The sequence below is a fragment of the Enterobacter sp. KBR-315C3_2022 genome (assembly GCF_041399425.1).
Taxonomy (GTDB): domain Bacteria; phylum Pseudomonadota; class Gammaproteobacteria; order Enterobacterales; family Enterobacteriaceae; genus Enterobacter.
Genome location: NZ_JBGKEB010000007.1, coordinates 118365 through 140600, shown reverse-complemented (window position 1 = coordinate 140600; position 22236 = coordinate 118365). Strand labels below are relative to the sequence as shown.

The following is a 22236-nucleotide window of genomic DNA, read 5'->3' as shown; positions in this document are numbered from 1 at the left end:
GTTTCATATGACTAACGCACCTTTACTAAGCATCGTGGCCGCTGTGTATAACGGTGAAAAGTTTCTCGATGCCTTCTTCAGGTGTATTGAGCAGCAGCAGCTTAGCGATGTCGAAATGATCATGGTGAACGACGGCTCCACCGATTCCAGCCTGGCAATCCTGGAAGCATGGCAGACGAAATTCAGCAATATGAAGGTCATTAGCCAGCCCAATCAGGGCGTGTCGGTTGCGCGCAACACGGGGCTGGCCGTCGCATCGGGCAAATACGTGACCTTCCCGGACATCGACGACAAGCTTTATCCCGACATGTACACCACGCTGTTGAACATGGCTGAAGAGAACGGCCTTGATGTGGCAACGTGCAACGGACGCTATGTCTACGAAGATCGCCGCGAGCCACAGCCCATTTTCCCTGCCGACCGGCTCTCTTCAACGCCGGTGCTGCCGGGCCACGTCTGGCTAAAGCGCGCGCTGGATTCGCGTAAGTTCCTGCACGTCACCTGGCTGAACATTTACCGGCTCGCCTTTATCCGCCAGATGAACTTTTCCTTTGAGCCCGGCCTGCGCCACCAGGATATCCCGTGGACCACGGAAGTTTTACTTGCCGCCGAGCGGGTGCAGTACACAGAGAAGACGTTTTACGATTATTACATCCATTCGGAGTCCGTCTCGCATAAGCCCGATACCGACGACACGTTGATTCGCTCTGCGCACCACTATATGAAAATTCTCGAAATGCTGGATGCCATCAACAGGCGCTATGCCGATAAAACGCGCGATATCAAAGCCTGTCGCTGGCAGATAGCAAAAGAGGGTTTGGGCATTATCCACACCATCGATGAGATGAAAGACAAAGAAAAACAAAAGTCCCTGATTCGCGAGTTTTTCGAGCGCGGGATTTGGCAACTCATCTGGACTAACGCTCACGATTTACGCCTGCGCTGGCGCCTTGGCCGCCGTTACTTGCGCTTAAAGAAAATGTTGAATAATTAAACAGGTACGCGGGCCGTTGAACAACGGCAACGGAGAGTTATGAGCAAAGTTGCAAAACAGGTAGCCGCAGGCGTATTTCTGACGCTGTGGAAAGCCACCGGCTACAGCGTGAAAAAAATCACGCGTTTCTCACCCGAAGATAAGCTGAAAACCATCGCGATCTTCTCGACGACGGCCCTCGGGGATTTCATCCTCAATACGCCGGCGATCGCAGCCTTAAAAGCGCGCTGGCCTGACGCAAAGCTGCTGCTGGTAATGAACCAGCGCAACGACGCGCTCGCGGCGGGAAGCGAGCTGTTCGCGGATATCTTCTACTGGAACGGAAAGGCGAACGACGTGCTGAAGCTGGCCGGATTCCTGCGCAAGCACAGGGTCGACGCCACGTTTATCCTTCACTCCCGCACGCCTTACGACATCATTGCCGCCTCGCTCGGCCGCTCAACGTATATCTTCAAGGACGTCTATTACAACGACTATCAGGGCCAGGAAAACTTCGCGCTGGCGCGATTTTTGTCCGCCCATTTTGATAACCGAAAGCAGGGCAATATTCATCTCATCGATCAAAAAGCGCAGCTTCTGAAGTCGATTGGCATCGATATGCCGTCGAAAGAGATGTTTATTCCTGCGCCCTTCACGCCAGAGCGGCCAGAAAAAAGGGTTGTCGGCATACACGCTGGTGCATCGAGCCTGGAACGCTGCTGGCCGGTGGAAAAGTTCGCTCAGGTTATCGACATGCTCTTAGCGCAGCATGCCGATCTTGAGATCGCGCTGATCGGCGCAAACGCGGAAAAGGCGCTCAACCAGCGCATTATTGATGCCCTGCCGAGCCCACAAGCGCGCGTTCACAATCTGGCGGGAACGACTAACCTTATACAACTGGCGGCAAAAATTGCTGGCTTTACCTGCCTCGTGGTGGGGGATACCGGCCCGCTTCATATCGCCGTTGCCCTGAAAACGCCAACCGTTGGGCTGTACGGCGGTCAAATGTACGTTGACGGCGCGGCACCCATGCAGGACAGCACCCTGCATCACGTGCTGGTGTCAGATGATGAAAACGTCGGCATCAGCCGGATCGCCGTCGCGGATGTGTATAGCGCCATTAACCAGTGTCTGGCGGCAAAGCCCGCTCTGGACGCCTCCGCGCAGGCAACAGAGCCAAAGAGATAGCTTTAGTACCGCTAAATGCTTAGAATTTGCCCGCCGAAACATAAAAACGGATAGAACCCTTGGAATTGCTTTACACCACTTTGCTTTACCTTATACAACCGCTGGTCTGGCTGCGCTTGCTCCTCCGTAGCAGGAAGGCTCCCGCTTACAGAAAACGCTGGGCCGAGCGTTATGGATATTGTAAAAACAAGGTTGCGCCAGAGGGAATACTGCTGCATTCCGTTTCTGTCGGTGAGACGCTGGCGGCGATCCCGCTGGTGCGCGCGCTGCGCCACCGCTACCCGTCACTGCCGATCACCGTCACCACCATGACGCCTACCGGCTCCGAACGCGTGATGTCCGCATTCGGTAAAGACGTCCATCACGTCTACCTGCCGTACGATCTGCCCTGCGCCATGAACCGCTTCCTCAACACCGTTCGCCCTAAGCTGGTGATCGTGATGGAAACCGAGCTGTGGCCCAATATGATTTCAGCCCTCAACGCCCGTAAAATCCCGCTGGTGATTGCCAACGCCCGCCTCTCTGAGCGCTCGGCGAAAGGGTACGGCAAGCTCGGGAAAGCGATGCGTCGTCTGTTGGGCAAAATCACGCTGATTGCCGCCCAGAACGAAGAAGACGCGGAGCGTTTTATCGCCCTTGGCCTCAAACGCAACCAGCTGGCGGTGACCGGCAGCCTGAAGTTTGATATTTCCGTCACGCCCGAACTGGCTGCCCGCGCGGTAACGCTGCGCCGCCAGTGGGCCCCGCGCCGTCAGGTGTGGATTGCCACCAGCACCCACGACGGCGAAGAAGAGATTATCCTCCAGGCGCACCGCAGGCTGCTTGAGCAGTTCCCGGACCTGCTGCTGATTCTGGTTCCACGCCACCCGGAGCGCTTTAAAGATGCCCGTGAGATGGTGCAGAAAGGCGGCTTCAGCTTTACCCTGCGCAGCAGCGGTGAAGTGCCTTCCGGCAGCACGCAGGTGGTGATTGGCGATACGATGGGCGAGCTGATGCTCCTTTATGGAATTGCCGATCTGGCGTTTGTGGGCGGCAGCCTGGTTGAGCGCGGCGGCCATAACCCGCTTGAGCCTGCCGCGCACGCCATCCCGGTGCTGATGGGCCCGCACACGTTCAACTTCAAAGATATCTGCGCCAAGCTGCAGCAGGCCGACGGCCTGATTACCGTGACCGATGCCGATTCAGTGGTGAAAGAGGTTTCTACCCTTCTCACCGACGAAGATTACCGCCTGTGGTACGGCCGCCATGCCGTCGAAGTGCTGCACCAGAACCAGGGCGCGCTGACCCGCCTGCTGCAGCTGCTGCAACCCTATCTGCCCCAGCGGAGCCACTGATGCCTACGCGCCTGTCGGTCGTGATGATCGCCAAAAACGCCGCCGACCTGCTGCCGGACTGCCTGGCTTCGGTCGCCTGGGCCGACGAGATCGTCCTGCTGGATTCCGGCAGCGATGATGCCACCGTAGATGTTGCCCGAGCCGCGGGCGTAAACGTCTATGTCGATACAGACTGGCAAGGCTACGGCATCCAGCGCCAGCGCGCGCAGTCTTACGCCACCGGCGATTATGTCCTGATGATCGACACCGATGAGCGCATCACGCCGGAGCTGAAGCAGTCGATTCAGGCGGTTCTCGCTGCCCCGCAGCCCGGTGCGGTCTACAGCATCGCGCGTCGGAACTACTTCCTTGGCCGCTTTATGCGCCACAGCGGCTGGTATCCCGATCGCGTTACGCGCCTTTACGAGCGCGAGCGCTATCGCTACAACGATAATCTGGTGCATGAATCGCTGGCCAGCGACGGCGCGGCGGTGATCCCGCTCGCGGGCGACCTGCTTCACCTGACCTGCCGCGACTTTGCCAGCTTCCAGCGCAAGCAGCTTAACTACGCCACCGCGTGGGCGCAGGAGCGTCACCAGCGCGGCAAGAAGGCCTCGTTGACCGGAATCTTTACCCATACGCTGGGCGCGTTTCTGAAAACGCTGCTGCTGCGCGGCGGCGTGCTGGACGGCAAGCAGGGATGGTTACTGGCAGTGGTAAATGCCCAGTATACTTTCAACAAATACACCGAGCTGTGGGCGCTGTGCCGCGGCTACTCAGAGAAAACGTGAGCCATGAGCACAAAAGCGATTTATCCGGGTACCTTCGATCCGATCACCAACGGTCATCTTGATATCATCACCCGTGCGGCGAGCATGTTCGACAAGGTGGTTCTGGCGATTGCTTCCAGCCCCTCCAAGAAACCCATGTTTGACCTGAACGAGCGCGTTCAGCTGGCGACGGATGCCACTGCGCATCTGCCAAACGTTGAGGTGGTCGGGTTTAGCGACCTAATGGCCAACTTCGCTCGCGCCCAGCAGGCCAACATTCTGATCCGCGGCCTGCGCGCGGTGGCGGACTTTGAATATGAAATGCAGCTGGCGCACATGAACCGCCACCTGATGCCTGAACTGGAAAGCGTATTCCTGATGCCGTCGAAAGAGTGGTCGTTCATCTCCTCCTCGCTGGTGAAGGAGGTTGCGCGGCACCAGGGCGACGTGACCCATTTCCTGCCGGCTAACGTTCACCAGGCGTTAATGGAAAAGCTAAAGTAGCCGTCTGATTGCCGGGCGACGCCTGCCCGGCCAGCAATGGCCCTACTTCTGACACTGGCGGCAGTAGAACGTCGCGCGCTGCGCGTGCTTTGTCGCAATAATCGGCGTTCCGCACACCCTGCACGGCTCCCCTTTTCGACCATAGACCTGCAGCTCCTGCGCAAAATAGCCCGGCTTGCCGTCGCTTTGCAGGAAATCCTTCAGCGTCGTTCCCCCCTGCTCAATCGAGCGCAGCAGCACGGCCTTAATCACTCTGACCAACAGCGCGCACTCCTGCGGCGAGAGCGAAGAGGCCAGCCGATCGGGATGGATCCCGGCCGCAAACAGCGATTCGCTGGCGTAGATGTTCCCCACGCCAACCACCAGCTTGTTATCCATCAGCCAGGGCTTAATCGGGGTTTTCTTCTTCGCGCACTTCTGCTGCAGGTATTCTGCGTTAAACGCGTCAGAGAGCGGCTCCGGCCCCAGGTGCGCCAGTGCGCTATGCCCTTCGAGCTCTTTCGTCCACAGCCACGCGCCGAAACGACGCGGATCGGTATAGCGCAGCACCTTGCCGTTGCTCATCACCAGGTCAACGTGATCGTGCTTTTCCGCCGGGAGCTCTTCGGTAAGGATACGCAGGCTGCCGGACATCCCAAGGTGGATGATAATCCAGCCGTCAGGAAGCTCCAGCAGAAGGTATTTAGCGCGCCGCTGAACGCTGAGAACAGGCTTATCGCTCAGGGCATGGATCTCATCGGAGACCGGCCAGCGAAGCCGACCGTTGCGAACGACAGCATGAAGAATTGTTGCGCCAGCCAGATGCGGCTCGATGCCACGGCGGCTAGTCTCTACCTCGGGTAATTCAGGCATGGTTCCTCCGTTGAGATGCAGAATGCAAAAAACCCCGCAGTTGCGGGGTTTTTCAGTACAGGAAGGCTAAAATTATTTAATTTTAGCTTCTTTGTACAGTACGTGCTGACGGACAACTGGATCGAACTTTTTCAGTTCCAGTTTTTCCGGCTTAGTACGCTTGTTCTTCGTGGTGGTGTAGAAGTGACCAGTACCAGCAGAAGAAACCAGCTTGATTTTCTCACGAATACCTTTAGCCATGATTTATTTCCTCTTTAAGTACTTAGTACTTTTCGCCACGGGCACGGATTTCAGCCAGAACTGTATCGATGCCTTTCTTATCAATTACACGCATACCTTTAGCAGATACGCGCAGGGTGACAAAACGCTTCTCGCTCTCAACCCAGAAACGGTGAGAGTGCAGGTTCGGCAGGAAACGGCGTTTAGTCGCGTTCAGTGCGTGGGAACGGTTATTACCGGTCACCGGACGCTTGCCAGTAACTTGGCAGACTCGGGACATGTCTATTCTCCAAAAATCAAATTAGCTCGAGCTTCGTATGGGGTATCGGCGCCTCGTCAGGCTTTACAGCCCGGTCATCGCATAGTTCTATTGAACTCTCGATTGCCAGGCCCAAATGCCAAACCCGAGATTCTCAAAGGTGGCGTAGTATACGCTGACTCGGCGGTGTGCTCAAGTCCCGAACAGACAAAGATCCCGATGGATCGCGAGAAATAGTCTAAATCCAACCCTGTTCGGCGAAGGAAATGTACTCTCCGCGACCAATAATCAGATGATCCAGCACGCGAATATCCATGATTTGGCAGCATTTGATAATGCGCCGGGTAATTTCTTTGTCGGCTCTACTTGGTTCTGCACAGCCAGAGGGGTGATTATGCGCGAGGATCACGCCGGCTGCATTCACTTTTATCGCTTCCCGCACAATGACTCGCGGATGAACCTCAACGTGGCTTAATGTACCTGAAAACAGATGGCAATGCTTCAGCACGCGGTTTTTATTGTCGAGAAAGATCGCCATAAAGATCTCGCGCTCCGCGTCTGCCAGCTGGCTTTGCAGAAAATCGCGCGTCATTTCCGGCGTCAGTATCGGGTCTTCCTCCTGCATTCGAACGGTATAAAAACGCCGGGCAAGCTCGGCAATGCCTTTGATCTGGGCAAATTTCGCCACGCCAATGCCGTCAACGTCCTTAAACGCCTCCATGTCGGCGGTCAGCAGGCCATGCAACGAGCCAAAATGCGCAATTAAATCACGCGCCAGAACGAAAACGGTTTTGCCCGACGTTCCGGTGCGCAAGAACAACGCCAGCAGCTCGGCATCGCTCAACGACGTTACTCCATAGCGCAGCATTTTTTCGCGCGGCAGCAGCGGTACAGTCTCTTCCACGATCGGTCTCCTTATGGCTGTCGCCATGCTGCCACAACGCTAACGGGATGTTCGACCTTCAATTCGCGTTCTTGCGTAACGCCTCGCAAAGTGGATAACGGACAGCACCACCCCACTTTTAGGATTGTGATAAAATGCCCGCTCTCTGGTGAAACCCAACAGGAAAGAATCATGATGAGCCTGGCCGGTAAAAAAATCGTTCTTGGCGTGAGCGGCGGCATTGCCGCCTATAAAACGCCTGACCTGGTGCGCCGTTTGCGCGAGCGCGGGGCCGACGTGCGGGTGGCAATAACCGAAGGCGGCAAAGCCTTTATCACGCCTCTGAGCCTGCAGGCCGTTTCGGGCTATCCCGTTTCCGACAGCCTGCTCGATCCCGCGGCAGAGGCCGCAATGGGCCATATCGAGCTGGGTAAATGGGCGGATCTGGTTATTCTGGCACCCGCCACGGCAGATTTGATTGCTCGCGTCGCAGCGGGTATGGCGAACGATCTGGTCTCTACCATTTGCCTTGCCACGCCAGCGCCCGTCGCCATTGTTCCGGCCATGAACCAGCAGATGTACCGCAACGCCGCCACCCAGCATAACCTTGAGACGCTGGCCTCGCGCGGCCTGCTGATTTGGGGGCCGGACAGCGGTAGCCAGGCGTGTGGTGACGTAGGCCCGGGGCGTATGCTCGACCCGCTGACTATCGTTGACATGGCGGCTTCGCACTTCTCGCCTGTCAACGATCTGCAACATCTCAACATCATGATTACCGCAGGCCCGACGCGCGAGCCGCTGGACCCGGTGCGCTATATCACCAACCACAGCTCCGGTAAGATGGGCTTCGCCATTGCTGCCGCAGCGGCCAAACGCGGCGCGAACGTCACGCTGGTAAGCGGCCCGGTTTCGCTATCAACGCCGCCGTTCGTTCAGCGCATTGACGTCACCACTGCGCTGGAGATGGAGGCCGCCGTGCAGGCGCATGCTCAAAAACAGCACATTTTTATCGGTTGTGCTGCCGTCGCCGACTACCGTGCCGAAACCATTGCCGATGCCAAAATCAAAAAGCAAGGCGATGAATTGACAATAAAAATGGTCAAAAACCCGGATATTGTTGCCGGGGTTGCCGCACTGAAAGACCGCCGGCCTTACGTTGTTGGGTTTGCCGCCGAAACGAATAATGTGGAAGAATATGCCCGGCAAAAACGTACCCGCAAAAACCTCGATTTGATTTGCGCGAACGACGTATCGCTATCCACGCAAGGATTTAACAGCGATAGCAACGCACTGCACCTTTTCTGGCAGGATGGAGATAAAATCTTACCGCTTGAGCGCAAGGAACTCCTGGGCCAACAATTACTGGACGAGATCGTTACCCGTTATGATGAAAAAAATCGACGTTAAGATTCTGGACCCGCGCGTTGGCAAGCAGTTTGCGCTGCCAACCTATGCCACCTCCGGCTCTGCCGGTCTTGACCTGCGCGCCTGTCTCGATGACGCCGTAGAGCTGGCTCCGGGCGCAACGACCCTGCTCCCAACGGGCCTGGCCATTCACATTGCTGACCCGTCCCTGGCGGCAGTAATCCTGCCTCGCTCTGGGCTGGGCCATAAGCACGGCATCGTGCTGGGTAACCTGGTCGGCCTGATCGATTCTGACTATCAGGGGCAGCTGATGGTGTCCGTATGGAACCGCGGTCAGGACAGCTTCACCATTGAGCCCGGCGAGCGTATCGCACAAATGGTCTTTGTACCGGTGGTACAGGCCGAATTTAACCTGGTAGAAGATTTCGACGCTACCGACCGTGGCGAAGGCGGCTTCGGCCATTCCGGACGCAAATAATCGTCCGATAGACACGCATCTCACCGCGCCATAATGCAATAACAAACCGCAAACTGTCGTTTGCGGTCGTTGTGTGGATGCCAGCCTGGCAGTGCTTATTTTCAGGGGTATTTTGTAACATGGCAGAAAAACAAACCGCGAAAAGGAATCGTCGCGAAGAAATACTTCAATCTCTGGCTCTGATGCTTGAATCCAGCGATGGCAGTCAGCGCATCACCACCGCAAAGCTGGCCGCTTCCGTAGGCGTGTCAGAGGCGGCGCTGTACCGTCATTTTCCGAGTAAAACCCGGATGTTCGACAGCCTGATCGAATTTATTGAAGACAGCCTGATCACGCGCATCAACCTGATTCTTAAAGATGAGAAAGACACCACCGCGCGTCTGCGTCTGATTGTGCTGTTGATTCTGGGCTTTGGCGAACGCAATCCCGGCTTGACCCGTATCCTGACCGGCCACGCGCTCATGTTCGAGCAAGACCGTCTTCAGGGGCGCATTAACCAGCTTTTCGAACGGATCGAAGCGCAGCTGCGCCAGGTTCTGCGTGAGAAGAAAATGCGTGAAGGCGAGGGTTACGCTACTGATGAAACGCTGCTGGCCAGCCAGATTCTGGCGTTTTGTGAAGGGATGCTCTCCCGCTTTGTGCGCAGCGAATTTAAATACTGCCCAACGGAAGATTTTGACGCCCGCTGGCCGCTGGTTGCAGCACAGCTGCAGTAATCTTTGCCGGATGACGGCTTACCGGGCCTACGCATCCCGTAGGCCCGGTAAGCGCTAGCGCCACCGGGCAAATACATCACACGCCAAACGCTTCCCGATAAGCGCGTACCGCCGCCAGATGATCCGCCCTCTCCGGCTTCTCTTCCAGATAGGCAATCAGGTCTTTCAGGGTAATAATCGACGTCACCTTGCAGCCGTAATCGCGCTCAACTTCCTGAATCGCGGAAATTTCGCCGCGCCCGCGCTCCTGGCGATCTAAAGAGATGAGCACGCCCGCCAGCGTCGCGCCGTTGGCCTGGATAATCTCCATCGATTCCCGAATGGCAGTCCCGGCGGTGATCACATCGTCCACCAGCATTACGCGGCCCTGAAGCTCGCTTCCGACCAGATTGCCGCCTTCGCCGTGCGTTTTGGCCTCTTTACGGTTAAAGCAGTACGGCACATCGCGATCGTGATGCTCCGCCAGCGCAACCGCCGTTGTCGTTGCTATCGGAATGCCTTTGTAGGCCGGGCCAAAAAGCAGGTCAAAATCAATCCCTGAATCCACCAGCGCTTCGGCGTAGAAGCGGCCTAACAGTGCCAGATCGCGCCCGGTATTAAACAGCCCGGCATTGAAGAAATAGGGGCTCTTGCGCCCGGATTTCAGCGTAAATTCGCCAAACTTAAGTACCTGCTTGTTAAGCGCAAACTCAATAAACTGGCGCTGATACGATTTCATGGATTCGCTCCTCTGTTTTTTCTGTCTTACAGGCAAAAAAAAGGCGACTCATTGGTCGCCTTTAAAATCAATTTTCTAACGCCGCCTTCTGCGTCGTTACAATGGATTCGATCCCCCCTCGGGCCAGCGCCAGCAGGGTGAGGAGTTCTTCATGGGTGAACGGCTCGCCTTCTGCCGTACCCTGCACCTCGATGATGCGCCCGTCTTCGGTCATCACCACGTTCATGTCCGTTTCCGCTGCGGAATCTTCAACGTATTCCAGATCGCACAGGGCTTCACCATTAACGATCCCAACGGAAACGGCTGCCACCATCCCTTTCATCGGGTTGGTTTTCAGCTTACCGGCGGCGACAAGCTTGTTCAGGGCATCTGCCAGCGCAACGCATGCACCGGTGATAGACGCGGTGCGCGTACCGCCGTCGGCCTGAATCACGTCGCAGTCCAGAGTGATGGTAAATTCGCCGAGCGTCTTCAGGTCAACCGCGGCGCGGAGAGCACGGGCGATCAAACGCTGGATTTCCATAGTGCGGCCGCCCTGCTTGCCCTTTGCCGCTTCACGGGCATTACGGGTGTGGGTGGCGCGCGGCAGCATACCGTATTCGGCGGTGATCCAGCCCTGGCCCTGCCCTTTCAGAAAACGCGGAACGCCTTCATCGATAGAGGCAGTGCACAGCACTTTGGTGTCACCAAACTCAACCAGCACGGAGCCTTCTGCGTGTTTTGTATAGTTACGGGTCAGAGTGACGGGACGCACCTGGTTGGCGCTACGACCTGCTGGACGCATGATGATTCTCCGGCTTGAAACGAATGTGGCTGCGCATTATACGGATAAAGGATGCTTATTCCTATCCTGAGAAGCCCCCGAAAGCTATAATCCCTCCATCTCTCCTTTAAAAACGGGAACATCTATGATCCGCAGTATGACCGCCTACGCCCGCCGTGAAATCAAAGGTAGCTGGGGTAGCGCCACCTGGGAAATGCGTTCGGTAAACCAGCGCTATCTGGAAACTTATTTCCGTATGCCGGAGCAGTTCCGCAGCCTTGAGCCCGTTGTACGCGAGCGTATCCGTACTCGTCTGACGCGCGGAAAAGTAGAATGTAACCTGCGTTTCGAACCTGACGCCAGCGCGCAGGGCGAGCTGATCCTCAACGAGAAACTGGCTAAACAGCTCGTGAATGCGGCGAACTGGGTCAAAATGCAGAGCGATGAGGGTGAAATCAACCCGGTCGATATTCTGCGCTGGCCCGGCGTTATGGCGGCCGGTGAGCAGGACCTGGACGCAATCGCAGCGGAAATCCTGGCCGCTCTCGACGGCACGCTGGACGATTTTATCATCGCCCGCGAAACCGAAGGCCAGGCGCTGAAAGGGATGATTGAGCAGCGTCTTGAGGGCGTGAGCAATGAAGTGGCGAAAGTTCGCACCCACATGCCAGAAGTGCTGCAATGGCAGCGCGAGCGCCTTGTCGCCAAGCTGGAAGAAGCGGAAGTTCAGCTGGAAAACACCCGTCTGGAGCAAGAGCTGGTGCTGATGGCGCAGCGCGTGGACGTGGCCGAAGAGCTGGATCGTCTGGAGGCGCACGTCAAAGAGACCTACAACATCCTGAAGAAAAAAGAGGCCGTTGGCCGCCGCCTCGACTTCATGATGCAGGAGTTCAACCGCGAGTCGAACACCCTGGCCTCTAAGTCTATCAATGCCGAAGTGACTAACTCTGCGATTGAGTTGAAGGTTCTGATCGAGCAGATGCGCGAGCAGATCCAGAATATCGAGTAATGCCACTTGGGTGGTGTCGACTGCGCCACCCATTATTATTTCTAATCCATTCAGACACGCATTTTTCCCTCTAACCGCCTTCCATCAAGCCCAACCAGAATTATGTGATAAAAATTTATAGGGTAAACTGACTCGCCTTAGAAAATCTCAATCGTGATATTGCGCACAAATCGCTAACCTGCCCGCGTTCTGACCGGAGGTTATATGCTGCTTCATATTCTGTATCTTATTGGCATCACCGCCGAAGCCATGACGGGCGCGCTGGCTGCCGGACGTCGTCGTATGGACACCTTTGGCGTGATCATTATCGCAACCGCGACCGCGCTGGGGGGCGGCTCCGTGCGCGATATCCTGCTGGGCCATTATCCGCTCGGATGGGTGAAACACCCCGAGTACGTGATCATCGTAGCCACGGCCGCTGTATTAACCACGATTGCCGCCCCCGTCATGCCTCACCTGCGACGCCTGTTTCTGGTGCTTGACGCGCTTGGCCTCATCGTCTTCTCAATCATCGGCGCACAGATAGCGCTCGATATGGGTGAAGGGCCCGTCATCGCCACCATCGCGGCCGTCATTACCGGTGTCTTTGGCGGCGTGCTGCGGGATATGTTTTGCAAACGCATCCCGCTGGTTTTCCAGAAAGAGCTTTATGCAGGCATATCCTTCGCAGCAGCCGTGCTCTACGTTGCCCTGCAGCACTATGTTTCCAACCACGACGTCGTGGTCATCTCCACCCTGCTGTTTGGCTTTACCGCGCGTATGCTGGCGCTGCGCCTCAAACTCGGACTCCCGGTGTTTTACTACAAGCACAACGCCCACTGAGTTTAAAAGCCGTTGATGTGCTGCTCAGCGAGCCACGCTGACAGCGCATCAATTTGAGGATCCTGAAGCCAGTTAATAATTTGCCTCGCCTTCTCCTCGCCCGTTCCCGGTAAGGTCTGCCAGTCAGCGCTGTTACGCTTGCGCATCGCTTGCCAGGACTCCGCGCCGGACGCGCTTAGCGCTGCTTTCGTCATCGGTATCCCCATCGCCGTAATCCAGCGGATAAACGGCTGCTCGCGAACCAGGTTAAACCTGTGCCAAAGCGCCAGCCCGCGCGTCGCAGAAAAACCCGGCGTGGCCGCTAGCTGCTCCTGTGAGAGCTGTAACCATGAAAAAATATGCTCGAAACGGTGGGCCTGGTGCAGCGCTCTCCAGCCAGACTCGCCGAGACCGTTGATATCCAGCCCCTGTTTTGAGCTTAGCCACGACAGGCGGGCAATAAACTGCTCAAGACATTCGGGCGAAGCATAAAAACAGGTCAGCGAATGAAACTGCGATACCGGAGGCTGTGGTTTTTGCCGATCGGGCCCTCGCCATACCACCTTATCGAGACGGGGGATCCCCTGTCCGGCCAGACTCACCATGACCTGATCGCCCGGCGCAATGTCCAGCCGCTGCCAGCGCCCAACCGATCCCAGGCTGACCCGCTGCACGCGCTTATCGTCCAGCCGAACAGGTTCAAGCGCCGCCACAACGGAAATCTTCCCGGTGCGCCCCACCGCAAACTGAATGTCCCGGACTTCGGCAACCTGTGAAACGGGCGTATATTTCCACGCCACAACCCAGCTTCCCTCACCCGGCAGCCAGCGTTCTCCTGAGGGCTCGTCTTCTGAACGCACGACAATGCCGTCCGTCACAAAGGGTAACGGCGACGTTAGCCACTGCCCGCGCTGCTTTGCGACCTCATCCACAGAGTGAACCGGCAGGGTGAAGCGGGCCGTTAAATCAAAGCCCGCAGCAGACAGCGCGGCAAGACGCTGCGCCATGGTTTTCGGGCCATCCGGCCAGGCCCAGATAAACACGCCTAGTTGGCTTAGCAAAGAGCGGTCCGTTTGCCTCATCATGGCCCCCGCCACCTTTGCGCGCGCGTTCATACCCCCCATCTGCTGCTGGATATGGTTATCGCGCAGGAGGAAAAGCTCCCCCTGCAACACGCTATTGCCGAGCATACCTTTGAGATGAGTGGGAACCGCAGGCATCGAACGCACCTGCGCCGTCCAGTCTTCGCCCTTTATCCCATCGCCGCGGCTGATGGCCTGGGCTAAGGTTCCATTACGGTAGATAAGCGTGACCGCAACGCCGTCCACTTTGGGTTGCACCCAGAGATTGCGGCGCGCCTGCATCCACTGCCGAAGCGCATCCTTGCTGGCTACTTTACTAACGCCCGTATGGGCAATAGGATGTTTTATATTGCCCACCAGAACCGGAAGACCATTCCCCGAAGAGTCCTGGCCAAAACAGCGCCGCCACTGCGTCAGCCGGGCGCTGAGTTGGTCATAAACCTCGTCGCTCACTTCGCTAACGCCTTGCTTCCAGTAGCTATCGTCCCAGCCCTTTATCTGTGCGCTTAGCGCCGTTACCTCTTTATCCGCCTTAGCCTGAGACCAGACGGGACACACCGCCGCGCCGTACCCAGACCACAGCAGCATCAATCCGCTTATCCATCGCCACATTGTTACCCCTCCTTTGCGTTAAAAGAGATATACGCCGGGGGGTGAAAAAGCGCTAACGGCAACGTTTTGACCTGCGAGACGCTTTCCAGGGTTTATTTCTGTTGCTGTAAACCGCGCGTAAAACCTGAAAACGGCACGCAAAATTCAATAATCCACGGGAAAAAGTGTGACAAAGGCTACGTCACACAGCGGCGACGTGTATAATAAGCCCGTATGTAGGACTTCTTCGCTAACACATACAAAAGACTCTCATGGCTCAAGGCACGCTTTATATTGTTTCTGCCCCTAGTGGCGCGGGTAAATCCAGCCTTATTCAGGCACTGTTAAAAACCCAACCGTTGTACGATACGCAGGTTTCTGTTTCTCACACCACGCGAGCGCCGCGTCCAGGTGAAGTACACGGTGAACACTATTTCTTTGTTGATCACGACGAATTTAGGACGATGATTGGCAGAGACGCGTTTCTTGAGCACGCGGAAGTTTTCGGTAATTACTACGGAACCTCGCGTGAAACTATTGAGCAGGTTTTGGCAACCGGCGTGAATGTGTTCCTCGATATTGACTGGCAGGGTGCCCAGCAGATTCGTAAGAAAATGCCGGATTCACGCAGTATCTTTATTTTACCGCCGTCGAAAGATGAGCTGGATCGCCGCCTGCGCGGCCGCGGTCAGGACAGCGAAGAAGTGATCGCAAAGCGTATGGAGCAGGCAGTTGCAGAAATGAGCCATTACGCGGAATATGATTACCTTATTGTGAACGATGATTTTGATGCCGCGCTGAGCGATCTCAAAACCATTCTTCGTGCAGAACGTCTGCGCATGAGCCGCCAGAAGCAGCGACATGACGCATTAATCACCAAACTGTTGGCAGACTGAACCCACTTTCAGTATCATGCCCAGTCATTTCTTCACCTGTGGAGCATTTTAAGTATGGCACGCGTAACTGTTCAGGACGCTGTAGAGAAAATTGGTAACCGTTTTGACCTGGTGCTGGTCGCCGCGCGTCGCGCTCGTCAGATGCAGGTAGGCGGCAAAGATCCGCTGGTACCGGAAGAAAACGATAAAACCACCGTTATTGCACTTCGCGAAATCGAAGAAGGTCTGATCAACAACCAGATCCTCGACGTGCGCGAGCGCCAGGAGCAGCAAGAGCAGGAAGCCGCAGAACTGCAGGCCGTAACCGCCATTGCTGAAGGTCGTCGTTAATTAAACCTGCGGGTCGCCCTTGTATCTGTTTGAAAGCCTGAATCAACTGATTCAAACCTACCTGCCTGAAGACCAGATTAAACGTCTTCAGCAGGCGTATCTCGTTGCACGTGACGCTCACGAGGGCCAAACACGTTCAAGCGGTGAACCCTATATCACGCACCCGGTTGCGGTGGCCTGTATTCTGGCCGAGATGAAACTCGACTACGAAACGCTGATGGCTGCCCTGCTGCATGACGTGATCGAAGATACCCCTGCCACTTACCAGGATATGGAACAGCTGTTTGGCAAAAGCGTTGCCGAACTGGTGGAAGGGGTCTCTAAGCTTGATAAGCTGAAATTCCGCGATAAGAAAGAGGCGCAGGCCGAAAACTTCCGCAAGATGATTATGGCGATGGTGCAGGATATCCGCGTCATACTCATCAAACTCGCTGACCGTACCCACAACATGCGCACGCTGGGCTCTCTTCGCCCGGATAAACGTCGCCGCATCGCCCGTGAAACCCTCGAAATTTATAGCCCGCTGGCACACCGTTTAGGTATTCATCACATTAAAACCGAGCTGGAAGAGCTGGGTTTTGAAGCGCTGTACCCGAACCGCTATCGCGTGATTAAAGAGGTGGTTAAAGCCGCGCGCGGCAACCGTAAAGAGATGATTCAAAAGATCCTCTCTGAAATCGAGGGGCGCTTGCAGGAAGCGGGAATACCGTGCCGCGTAAGCGGTCGCGAAAAGCACCTGTACTCGATCTACTGCAAAATGGTGCTTAAAGAGCAGCGTTTTCACTCGATCATGGATATTTACGCGTTCCGCGTGATTGTTCATGACTCCGACACCTGCTATCGCGTACTGGGCCAGATGCACAGCCTGTACAAGCCGCGTCCAGGTCGCGTGAAAGATTACATCGCCATTCCAAAAGCGAACGGCTACCAATCTTTACACACCTCGATGATCGGCCCGCACGGCGTGCCCGTTGAGGTGCAAATTCGCACCGAAGACATGGACCAGATGGCGGAGATGGGTGTAGCCGCGCACTGGGCTTACAAAGAGCACGGCGGCGAAAGCAGCACCACCGCACAAATCCGCGCCCAGCGCTGGATGCAAAGCCTGCTGGAGCTACAGCAGAGTGCGGGCAGCTCGTTTGAATTTATCGAGAGCGTAAAATCCGATCTCTTCCCGGATGAGATTTACGTTTTCACCCCTGAAGGGCGCATCGTCGAACTGCCTGCGGGCGCGACGCCGGTCGACTTCGCTTACGCCGTGCATACCGATATCGGTCACGCCTGCGTGGGCGCGCGCGTCGACAGACAGCCTTATCCGCTGTCTCAACCGCTTTCCAGCGGTCAAACGGTGGAAATTATTACCGCGCCGGGCGCACGTCCAAACGCGGCCTGGCTGAACTTTGTCGTCAGCTCAAAAGCGCGCGCCAAAATTCGCCAGCTGCTGAAAAACCTCAAGCGTGATGATTCCGTCAGCCTGGGGCGTCGACTGCTCAACCACGCGCTGGGCGGCAGCCGCAAGCTGGCAGAGATTCCGCCGGAAAACATCCAGCACGAGCTGGAGCGCATGAAGCTCGCCTCGCTGGACGATCTGCTGGCCGAGATTGGCCTTGGCAACGCCATGAGCGTCGTGGTTGCTAAGAACCTGCAGCAGGGCGAGGCAACCGCCGTTCCGGCCGCGGCGCAAGGTCATGGCCATCTGCCAATCAAAGGCGCAGACGGCGTGCTTATCACCTTCGCCAAATGCTGCCGTCCGATTCCGGGCGATCCGATTATTGCGCACGTCAGTCCGGGCAAAGGCCTGGTTATTCACCACGAGTCCTGCCGCAACATTCGCGGCTACCAAAAAGAGCCTGAAAAGTTCATGGCGGTCGAGTGGGATAAAGAGACGGCGCAGGAATTTATCACTGAAATCAAAGTGGATATGTTCAACCACCAGGGTGCACTGGCAAACCTGACTGCGGCAATCAACACGGCCACGTCCAACATTCAGAGCCTGAATACGGAAGAAAAAGATGGCCGCGTGTACAGCGCCTTTATTCGCCTGACGGCCCGCGACCGCGTGCATCTGGCGAATATCATGCGCAAAATCCGCGTCATGCCGGACGTCATTAAAGTCACCCGAAACCGAAACTAGCTTTATGAATGCACAACGTTATGCACGTATCTGCGAAATGCTCGCCAGGCGCCAGCCTGACCTGACGGTCTGCATGGAGCAGGTCCATAAGCCTCATAACGTCTCTGCCATTGTCCGCACCGCAGACGCTGTCGGCGTGCATGAAGTGCACGCCGTCTGGCCTGGTACCCGCATGCGCACCATGGCGTCCACCGCCGCAGGCAGCAACAGCTGGGTTTCTGTTAAAACGCATCACACCATCGGTGAAGCGGTATCGCATCTGAAAGGCCGCGGTATGCAGGTGCTTGCGACCAACCTGTCTGATAAAGCCGTGGACTTCCGCGAGATCGACTACACCCGGCCAACCTGCATTTTGATGGGTCAGGAGAAAACCGGGATCACGCAGGAAGCGCTGGATCTGGCGGATCGGGATATCATCATCCCCATGATCGGCATGGTGCAGTCCTTGAACGTTTCGGTCGCCTCTGCGCTCATTTTGTATGAAGCGCAGCGCCAGCGTCAGAACGCGGGAATGTACGAGCGCAGCAACAGCATGCTGCCGGAAGATGAGCAGCAGCGCCTGCTGTTTGAAGGCGGCTACCCGGTGCTGGCTCGCGTTGCGAAGCAGAAAAAACTGCCGTATCCCCACGTGAACGCGCAGGGCGAGATTGAAGCCGATGCCGCGTGGTGGGCCACTATGCAGTACGCAGGATAAGCGATGAAAGGCCGCCTGCTGGATGCCATCCCGCTCAATACGCTGACCGGCGTGGGCGCGGCGCAAAGCAGCAAGCTCGCTAAAATTGGCCTGCATACCGTGCAGGATCTCCTGCTCCACCTCCCCCTTCGATACGAAGACCGCACCCAGCTGTATAAAATTGGCGACCTGCTGCCCGGCATTTATGCCACCGTGGAAGGCGAGGTGCTGAACAGCAACATCACCTTCGGCGGACGCCGGATGATGACCTGCCAGATTAGCGATGGCACCGGCATTCTCACGATGCGCTTTTTCAACTTCAACGCGGCGATGAAAAACGGTCTTGCTACCGGGCGCCGCGTGCTGGCGTATGGTGAAGCTAAACGCGGCAAATACGGCGCGGAGATGATCCACCCGGAGTACCGCGTGCAGGGCGATCTCAGCATGCCGGAACTCCAGGAAACGCTAACCCCGGTTTACCCAACGACCGAAGGTATTAAGCAGGCGACGCTGCGCAAACTTACCGACCAGGCGCTGGAGCTACTCGACACCTGCGCCATCAACGAGCTGCTGCCACCCGAGCTGGCGCAGGGCATGATGAGCCTGCCGGAAGCGCTGCGTACCCTGCACCGCCCGCCGCCGTCACTTCAGCTCAGCGATTTAGAGAGCGGCAAACATCCGGCCCAGCGGCGGCTTATCCTTGAAGAGTTACTCGCGCATAACCTGAGCATGCTGGCGCTTCGCGCGGGCGCGCAGCGTTTTCACGCTCAGCCGCTAGGCACGAGTGACGAGCTCAAGGATAAGCTGCTGGCCTCGCTGCCGTTTAAGCCAACCGGCGCCCAGGCGCGCGTGACCGCAGAGATAGAACGCGATATGGCGCTGGATGTCCCGATGATGCGCCTGGTTCAGGGCGACGTCGGCTCAGGCAAAACGCTGGTTGCGGCGCTGGCCGCGCTGCGGGCAATCGCGCACGGCAAGCAGGTGGCGCTGATGGCTCCCACCGAGCTGTTGGCAGAGCAGCACGCCAACAACTTCCGCAGCTGGTTTGCCCCGCTCGGCGTGGAGGTCGGCTGGCTGGCTGGCAAGCAAAAAGGCAAGGCGCGCATCGCCCAGCAGGAGGCGATTGCCAGCGGCCAGGTACAGATGATTGTCGGTACGCATGCCATTTTCCAGGAGCAGGTACAGTTTAATGGTCTGGCGCTGGTCATCATCGATGAACAGCACCGGTTTGGCGTCCACCAGCGCCTGGCGCTGTGGGAGAAAGGGCTGCAGCAAGGCTTCCATCCGCATCAGCTGATCATGACCGCAACGCCTATCCCGCGCACGCTGGCCATGACCGCTTACGCCGATCTGGATACCTCCACCATCGACGAACTGCCTCCGGGACGCACGCCGGTGACTACCGTTGCCATTCCGGACACGCGCCGCAGCGATATCATCGACCGCGTGCGCAACGCGTGTACCCAGGAAGGACGTCAGGCGTACTGGGTCTGCACGCTGATTGAAGAGTCTGAGCTGCTGGAAGCCCAGGCCGCCGAAGCGACGTGGGAAGAGCTTAAGATCGCCCTGCCGGAGCTAAACGTTGGCCTGGTGCACGGGCGCATGAAGCCCGCTGAAAAACAGGCGGTTATGCAGTCGTTTAAGCAGGGCGAGTTGCATCTGCTGATTGCGACAACGGTCATCGAAGTGGGCGTGGACGTGCCAAACTCCAGCCTGATGATTATTGAAAACCCGGAACGCCTGGGCCTTGCGCAACTCCACCAGCTGCGCGGGCGCGTAGGACGCGGCGCGGTCGCCTCCCACTGCGTGCTGCTGTACAAAGCGCCGCTGTCAAAGACCGCGCAGATGCGCCTTCAGGTGCTGCGCGACAGCAACGACGGCTTTGTGATTGCGCAAAAAGATCTCGAGATCCGCGGTCCGGGCGAACTGTTGGGCACGCGCCAGACGGGCAACGCCGAATTTAAAGTGGCTGACCTGCTGCGCGATCAGGCCATGATCCCCGAAGTTCAGCGCCTTGCCCGCCATATTCATGAACGCTATCCAGAACAAGCTAACGCATTAATTGAGCGCTGGATGCCGGAAACCGAACGCTACTCTAACGCCTGAAAAACCGCTGAAAACGGCATTTGTAAAATTTACAAATGCAATCGTTTGCTTTTGCCGGGTGCTCAGCTAAAATGCCCGCTTTTCCACCGTGGGATTGCCGCCAATGTCCGTTAACATCGTCGAGTCTTCTGATGCGCAACCGATTGCGCAGAAGCATAACAGCGAATTAATTTACCGCCTTGAAGACCGCCCGCCGCTTCCTCAAACGCTTTTCGCCGCGTGTCAGCACCTGCTGGCCATGTTTGTCGCCGTTATTACCCCTGCGCTGCTGATCTGCCAGGCGCTCGGCTTACCGGCCGAAGATACGCAGCACATTATCAGCATGTCCCTGTTTGCTTCAGGCGTTGCCTCTATTATTCAAATCAAAGCCTGGGGGCCGGTGGGCTCCGGCCTGCTGTCGATTCAGGGCACCAGCTTTAACTTTGTCGCCCCGTTGATCATGGGCGGCACGGCGTTAAAAACCGGCGGCGCGGACGTTCCGACCATGATGGCGGCGCTGTTCGGCACCCTGATGCTGGCAAGCTGCACGGAGATGGTCATCTCCCGCGTGCTGCACCTGGCTCGCCGCGTGATAACGCCGCTGGTGTCCGGCGTGGTGGTGATGATCATCGGCCTGTCGCTGATTCAGGTCGGCTTAACGTCCATCGGCGGCGGCTATGCGGCGATGAGCGACCACACCTTCGGCGCGCCGAAAAACCTGCTGCTCGCGGGCGTAGTGCTGGGGATCATCATCCTGCTTAACCGCCAGCGCAATCCCTACCTGCGCGTGGCGTCTCTGGTTATCGCCATGGCGGCAGGCTATCTGCTGGCATGGGCGCTGGGCATGCTGCCGGAAAATACCGCGCCCACCAACGGCGCGCTGATTACCGTTCCCACGCCGCTCTATTACGGTCTGGGCATCGACTGGAGCCTGCTGCTGCCGCTGATGCTGGTCTTTATGATCACCTCGCTCGAAACCATCGGCGACATCACGGCCACGTCGGACGTCTCCGAGCAGCCGGTATCTGGCCCGCTTTACATGAAGCGCCTGAAGGGCGGCGTGCTGGCAAACGGCCTGAACTCCTTTGTTTCAGCGGTGTTCAACACCTTCCCGAACTCGTGCTTCGGCCAGAACAACGGCGTGATCCAGCTGACCGGCGTTGCCAGCCGCTACGTCGGATTTGTGGTAGCGCTGATGCTGATCGTGCTGGGCCTGTTCCCGGCGGTCAGCGGGTTTGTGCAGCACATCCCTGAGCCCGTTCTGGGCGGCGCCACGCTGGTCATGTTCGGCACTATCGCCGCGTCCGGCGTGCGCATCGTCTCCCGCGAGCCGCTGAACCGTCGCGCAATCATGATTATCGCGCTGTCTCTGGCCGTGGGCCTGGGCGTGTCTCAGCAGCCGCTGATCCTGCAGTTTGCCCCTGACTGGGTGAAAAACCTGCTCTCTTCCGGTATCGCCGCTGGCGGTATTACGGCCATCGTGCTGAACCTCGTCTTCCCGCCAGAGAAAAGCTGATCGCCATCGCGGCAGGCTGTCAATGCCCGCCGCGACATCTCTTTACACCATTCCCGCCTTGAGGATTGCGCATAAATCGTGCATAACTCACCTATGTGCGTTTCACGGGATGGAAGAC

The 22236-nt window shown here is 57.1% G+C and carries 23 protein-coding genes; 16 read left to right on the top strand and 7 right to left on the bottom strand.

Translation table 11 applies throughout. The annotated features are described in order from the left end of the window. The first annotated feature begins 7 nt into the window (after positions 1-7). Genes AB8804_RS09825 through coaD form a run of 5 tightly spaced genes read left to right on the top strand, consistent with a single transcriptional unit; the run spans position 8 to position 4748 of the window. The gene (locus AB8804_RS09825) at positions 8-994 is read left to right on the top strand and encodes a glycosyltransferase (RefSeq protein ID WP_371185448.1); all 987 of its coding nucleotides are present in this window, start codon (positions 8-10) and stop codon (positions 992-994) included. Positions 995-1033: 39 nt separating this feature from the next. Beyond that, positions 1034-2161, top strand: a complete 1128-nt coding sequence (locus AB8804_RS09820; protein WP_371185446.1) for a glycosyltransferase family 9 protein — start codon at positions 1034-1036, stop codon at positions 2159-2161. Between the two features lie 59 nt (positions 2162-2220). Then, on the top strand, positions 2221-3495 hold the full coding sequence (gene waaA / locus AB8804_RS09815) for a lipid IV(A) 3-deoxy-D-manno-octulosonic acid transferase (protein WP_371185444.1): 1275 nt from the start codon (positions 2221-2223) through the stop codon (positions 3493-3495). Next, positions 3495-4265: a glycosyltransferase family 2 protein gene (locus tag AB8804_RS09810; protein WP_371185442.1), complete on the top strand. Its 771-nt coding sequence runs from the start codon at positions 3495-3497 to the stop codon at positions 4263-4265. The genes waaA and AB8804_RS09810 overlap by 1 nt, the downstream gene beginning before the upstream one ends. Positions 4266-4268: 3 nt before the next feature. Then, positions 4269-4748: a pantetheine-phosphate adenylyltransferase gene (gene coaD / locus AB8804_RS09805; RefSeq protein WP_371185440.1), complete on the top strand. Its 480-nt coding sequence runs from the start codon at positions 4269-4271 to the stop codon at positions 4746-4748. 42 nt (positions 4749-4790) lie between these two features. Here coaD and mutM read toward each other — a convergent pair whose 3' ends face one another. From mutM to radC, 4 genes are all read right to left on the bottom strand, one after another. Further along, positions 4791-5600 carry a bifunctional DNA-formamidopyrimidine glycosylase/DNA-(apurinic or apyrimidinic site) lyase gene (gene mutM, locus AB8804_RS09800; protein ID WP_371185438.1) on the bottom strand — a complete coding sequence of 270 codons (810 nt, stop codon included), beginning with the start codon at positions 5598-5600 and terminating at the stop codon, positions 4791-4793. Positions 5601-5672: 72 nt separating this feature from the next. Continuing rightward, a complete protein-coding gene (rpmG, locus tag AB8804_RS09795) occupies positions 5673-5840 on the bottom strand; it encodes a 50S ribosomal protein L33 (RefSeq protein ID WP_003024094.1) in 168 nt (55 codons plus the stop codon). Between the two features lie 22 nt (positions 5841-5862). Next, positions 5863-6099, bottom strand: coding sequence for a 50S ribosomal protein L28 (gene rpmB / locus AB8804_RS09790; RefSeq protein ID WP_013511031.1), 237 nt, complete (start codon positions 6097-6099; stop codon positions 5863-5865). A gap of 217 nt (positions 6100-6316) precedes the next feature. Further along, on the bottom strand, positions 6317-7009 hold the full coding sequence (gene radC / locus AB8804_RS09785) for a DNA repair protein RadC (RefSeq protein ID WP_371185425.1): 693 nt from the start codon (positions 7007-7009) through the stop codon (positions 6317-6319). Between the two features lie 147 nt (positions 7010-7156). On the opposite strand from radC, the gene coaBC reads away from it, so the two are divergent. The 3 genes from coaBC (at position 7157) to slmA (ending at position 9520) form a co-directional block, all read left to right on the top strand. Further along, on the top strand, positions 7157-8368 hold the full coding sequence (gene coaBC / locus AB8804_RS09780) for a bifunctional phosphopantothenoylcysteine decarboxylase/phosphopantothenate--cysteine ligase CoaBC (RefSeq protein ID WP_371185599.1): 1212 nt from the start codon (positions 7157-7159) through the stop codon (positions 8366-8368). Beyond that, entirely contained in the window at positions 8346-8804 is a 459-nt protein-coding gene (gene dut / locus AB8804_RS09775) for a dUTP diphosphatase (RefSeq protein ID WP_146745779.1), read from the top strand. Before coaBC ends, dut begins: the two co-directional genes overlap by 23 nt. A 119-nt stretch (positions 8805-8923) precedes the next feature. Next, a complete protein-coding gene (gene slmA / locus AB8804_RS09770) occupies positions 8924-9520 on the top strand; it encodes a nucleoid occlusion factor SlmA (protein ID WP_371185423.1) in 597 nt (198 codons plus the stop codon). Positions 9521-9596: 76 nt separating this feature from the next. Here the strand turns inward: slmA and pyrE are convergent, their stop codons facing one another. Together pyrE and rph are read right to left on the bottom strand one after the other, a co-directional pair. Next, a complete protein-coding gene (gene pyrE / locus AB8804_RS09765; RefSeq protein WP_371185421.1) occupies positions 9597-10238 on the bottom strand; it encodes an orotate phosphoribosyltransferase in 642 nt (213 codons plus the stop codon). Positions 10239-10305: 67 nt separating this feature from the next. Continuing rightward, positions 10306-11022 (bottom strand): ribonuclease PH, encoded by a 717-nt coding sequence (gene rph, locus AB8804_RS09760; RefSeq protein ID WP_112011887.1) that lies wholly within the window; start codon positions 11020-11022, stop codon positions 10306-10308. A gap of 124 nt (positions 11023-11146) precedes the next feature. Between rph and AB8804_RS09755 the strand changes: the two genes are divergently transcribed. Together AB8804_RS09755 and AB8804_RS09750 are read left to right on the top strand one after the other, a co-directional pair. Beyond that, complete coding sequence (locus AB8804_RS09755; protein ID WP_371185419.1) at positions 11147-12010, top strand: YicC/YloC family endoribonuclease; 864 nt, start codon at positions 11147-11149, stop codon at positions 12008-12010. 204 nt (positions 12011-12214) lie between these two features. After that, on the top strand, positions 12215-12832 hold the full coding sequence (locus tag AB8804_RS09750) for a trimeric intracellular cation channel family protein (protein WP_371185417.1): 618 nt from the start codon (positions 12215-12217) through the stop codon (positions 12830-12832). 2 nt (positions 12833-12834) lie between these two features. Here AB8804_RS09750 and ligB read toward each other — a convergent pair whose 3' ends face one another. Continuing rightward, on the bottom strand, positions 12835-14505 hold the full coding sequence (ligB, locus tag AB8804_RS09745) for an NAD-dependent DNA ligase LigB (protein ID WP_371185415.1): 1671 nt from the start codon (positions 14503-14505) through the stop codon (positions 12835-12837). A 251-nt stretch (positions 14506-14756) separates the two neighbouring features. Here ligB and gmk point away from each other — a divergent pair, with 251 nt between their 5' ends. The 6 genes from gmk to AB8804_RS09715 all read left to right on the top strand — a co-directional run bounded on the left by gmk (position 14757) and on the right by AB8804_RS09715 (position 22118). Next, the gene (gene gmk, locus AB8804_RS09740) at positions 14757-15380 is read left to right on the top strand and encodes a guanylate kinase (RefSeq protein WP_371185413.1); all 624 of its coding nucleotides are present in this window, start codon (positions 14757-14759) and stop codon (positions 15378-15380) included. Between the two features lie 54 nt (positions 15381-15434). Further along, positions 15435-15710 carry a DNA-directed RNA polymerase subunit omega gene (rpoZ, locus tag AB8804_RS09735; RefSeq protein ID WP_000135058.1) on the top strand — a complete coding sequence of 92 codons (276 nt, stop codon included), beginning with the start codon at positions 15435-15437 and terminating at the stop codon, positions 15708-15710. 19 nt (positions 15711-15729) lie between these two features. Next, positions 15730-17844, top strand: a complete 2115-nt coding sequence (gene spoT, locus AB8804_RS09730; RefSeq protein ID WP_371185411.1) for a bifunctional GTP diphosphokinase/guanosine-3',5'-bis pyrophosphate 3'-pyrophosphohydrolase — start codon at positions 15730-15732, stop codon at positions 17842-17844. 4 nt (positions 17845-17848) lie between these two features. After that, on the top strand, positions 17849-18538 hold the full coding sequence (trmH, locus tag AB8804_RS09725; RefSeq protein WP_112011882.1) for a tRNA (guanosine(18)-2'-O)-methyltransferase TrmH: 690 nt from the start codon (positions 17849-17851) through the stop codon (positions 18536-18538). Positions 18539-18541: 3 nt separating this feature from the next. Next, positions 18542-20623, top strand: coding sequence for an ATP-dependent DNA helicase RecG (gene recG / locus AB8804_RS09720; protein WP_371185409.1), 2082 nt, complete (start codon positions 18542-18544; stop codon positions 20621-20623). A gap of 103 nt (positions 20624-20726) precedes the next feature. Continuing rightward, complete coding sequence (locus AB8804_RS09715; protein ID WP_371185407.1) at positions 20727-22118, top strand: NCS2 family protein; 1392 nt, start codon at positions 20727-20729, stop codon at positions 22116-22118. The last annotated feature ends 118 nt before the right edge of the window (positions 22119-22236 follow it).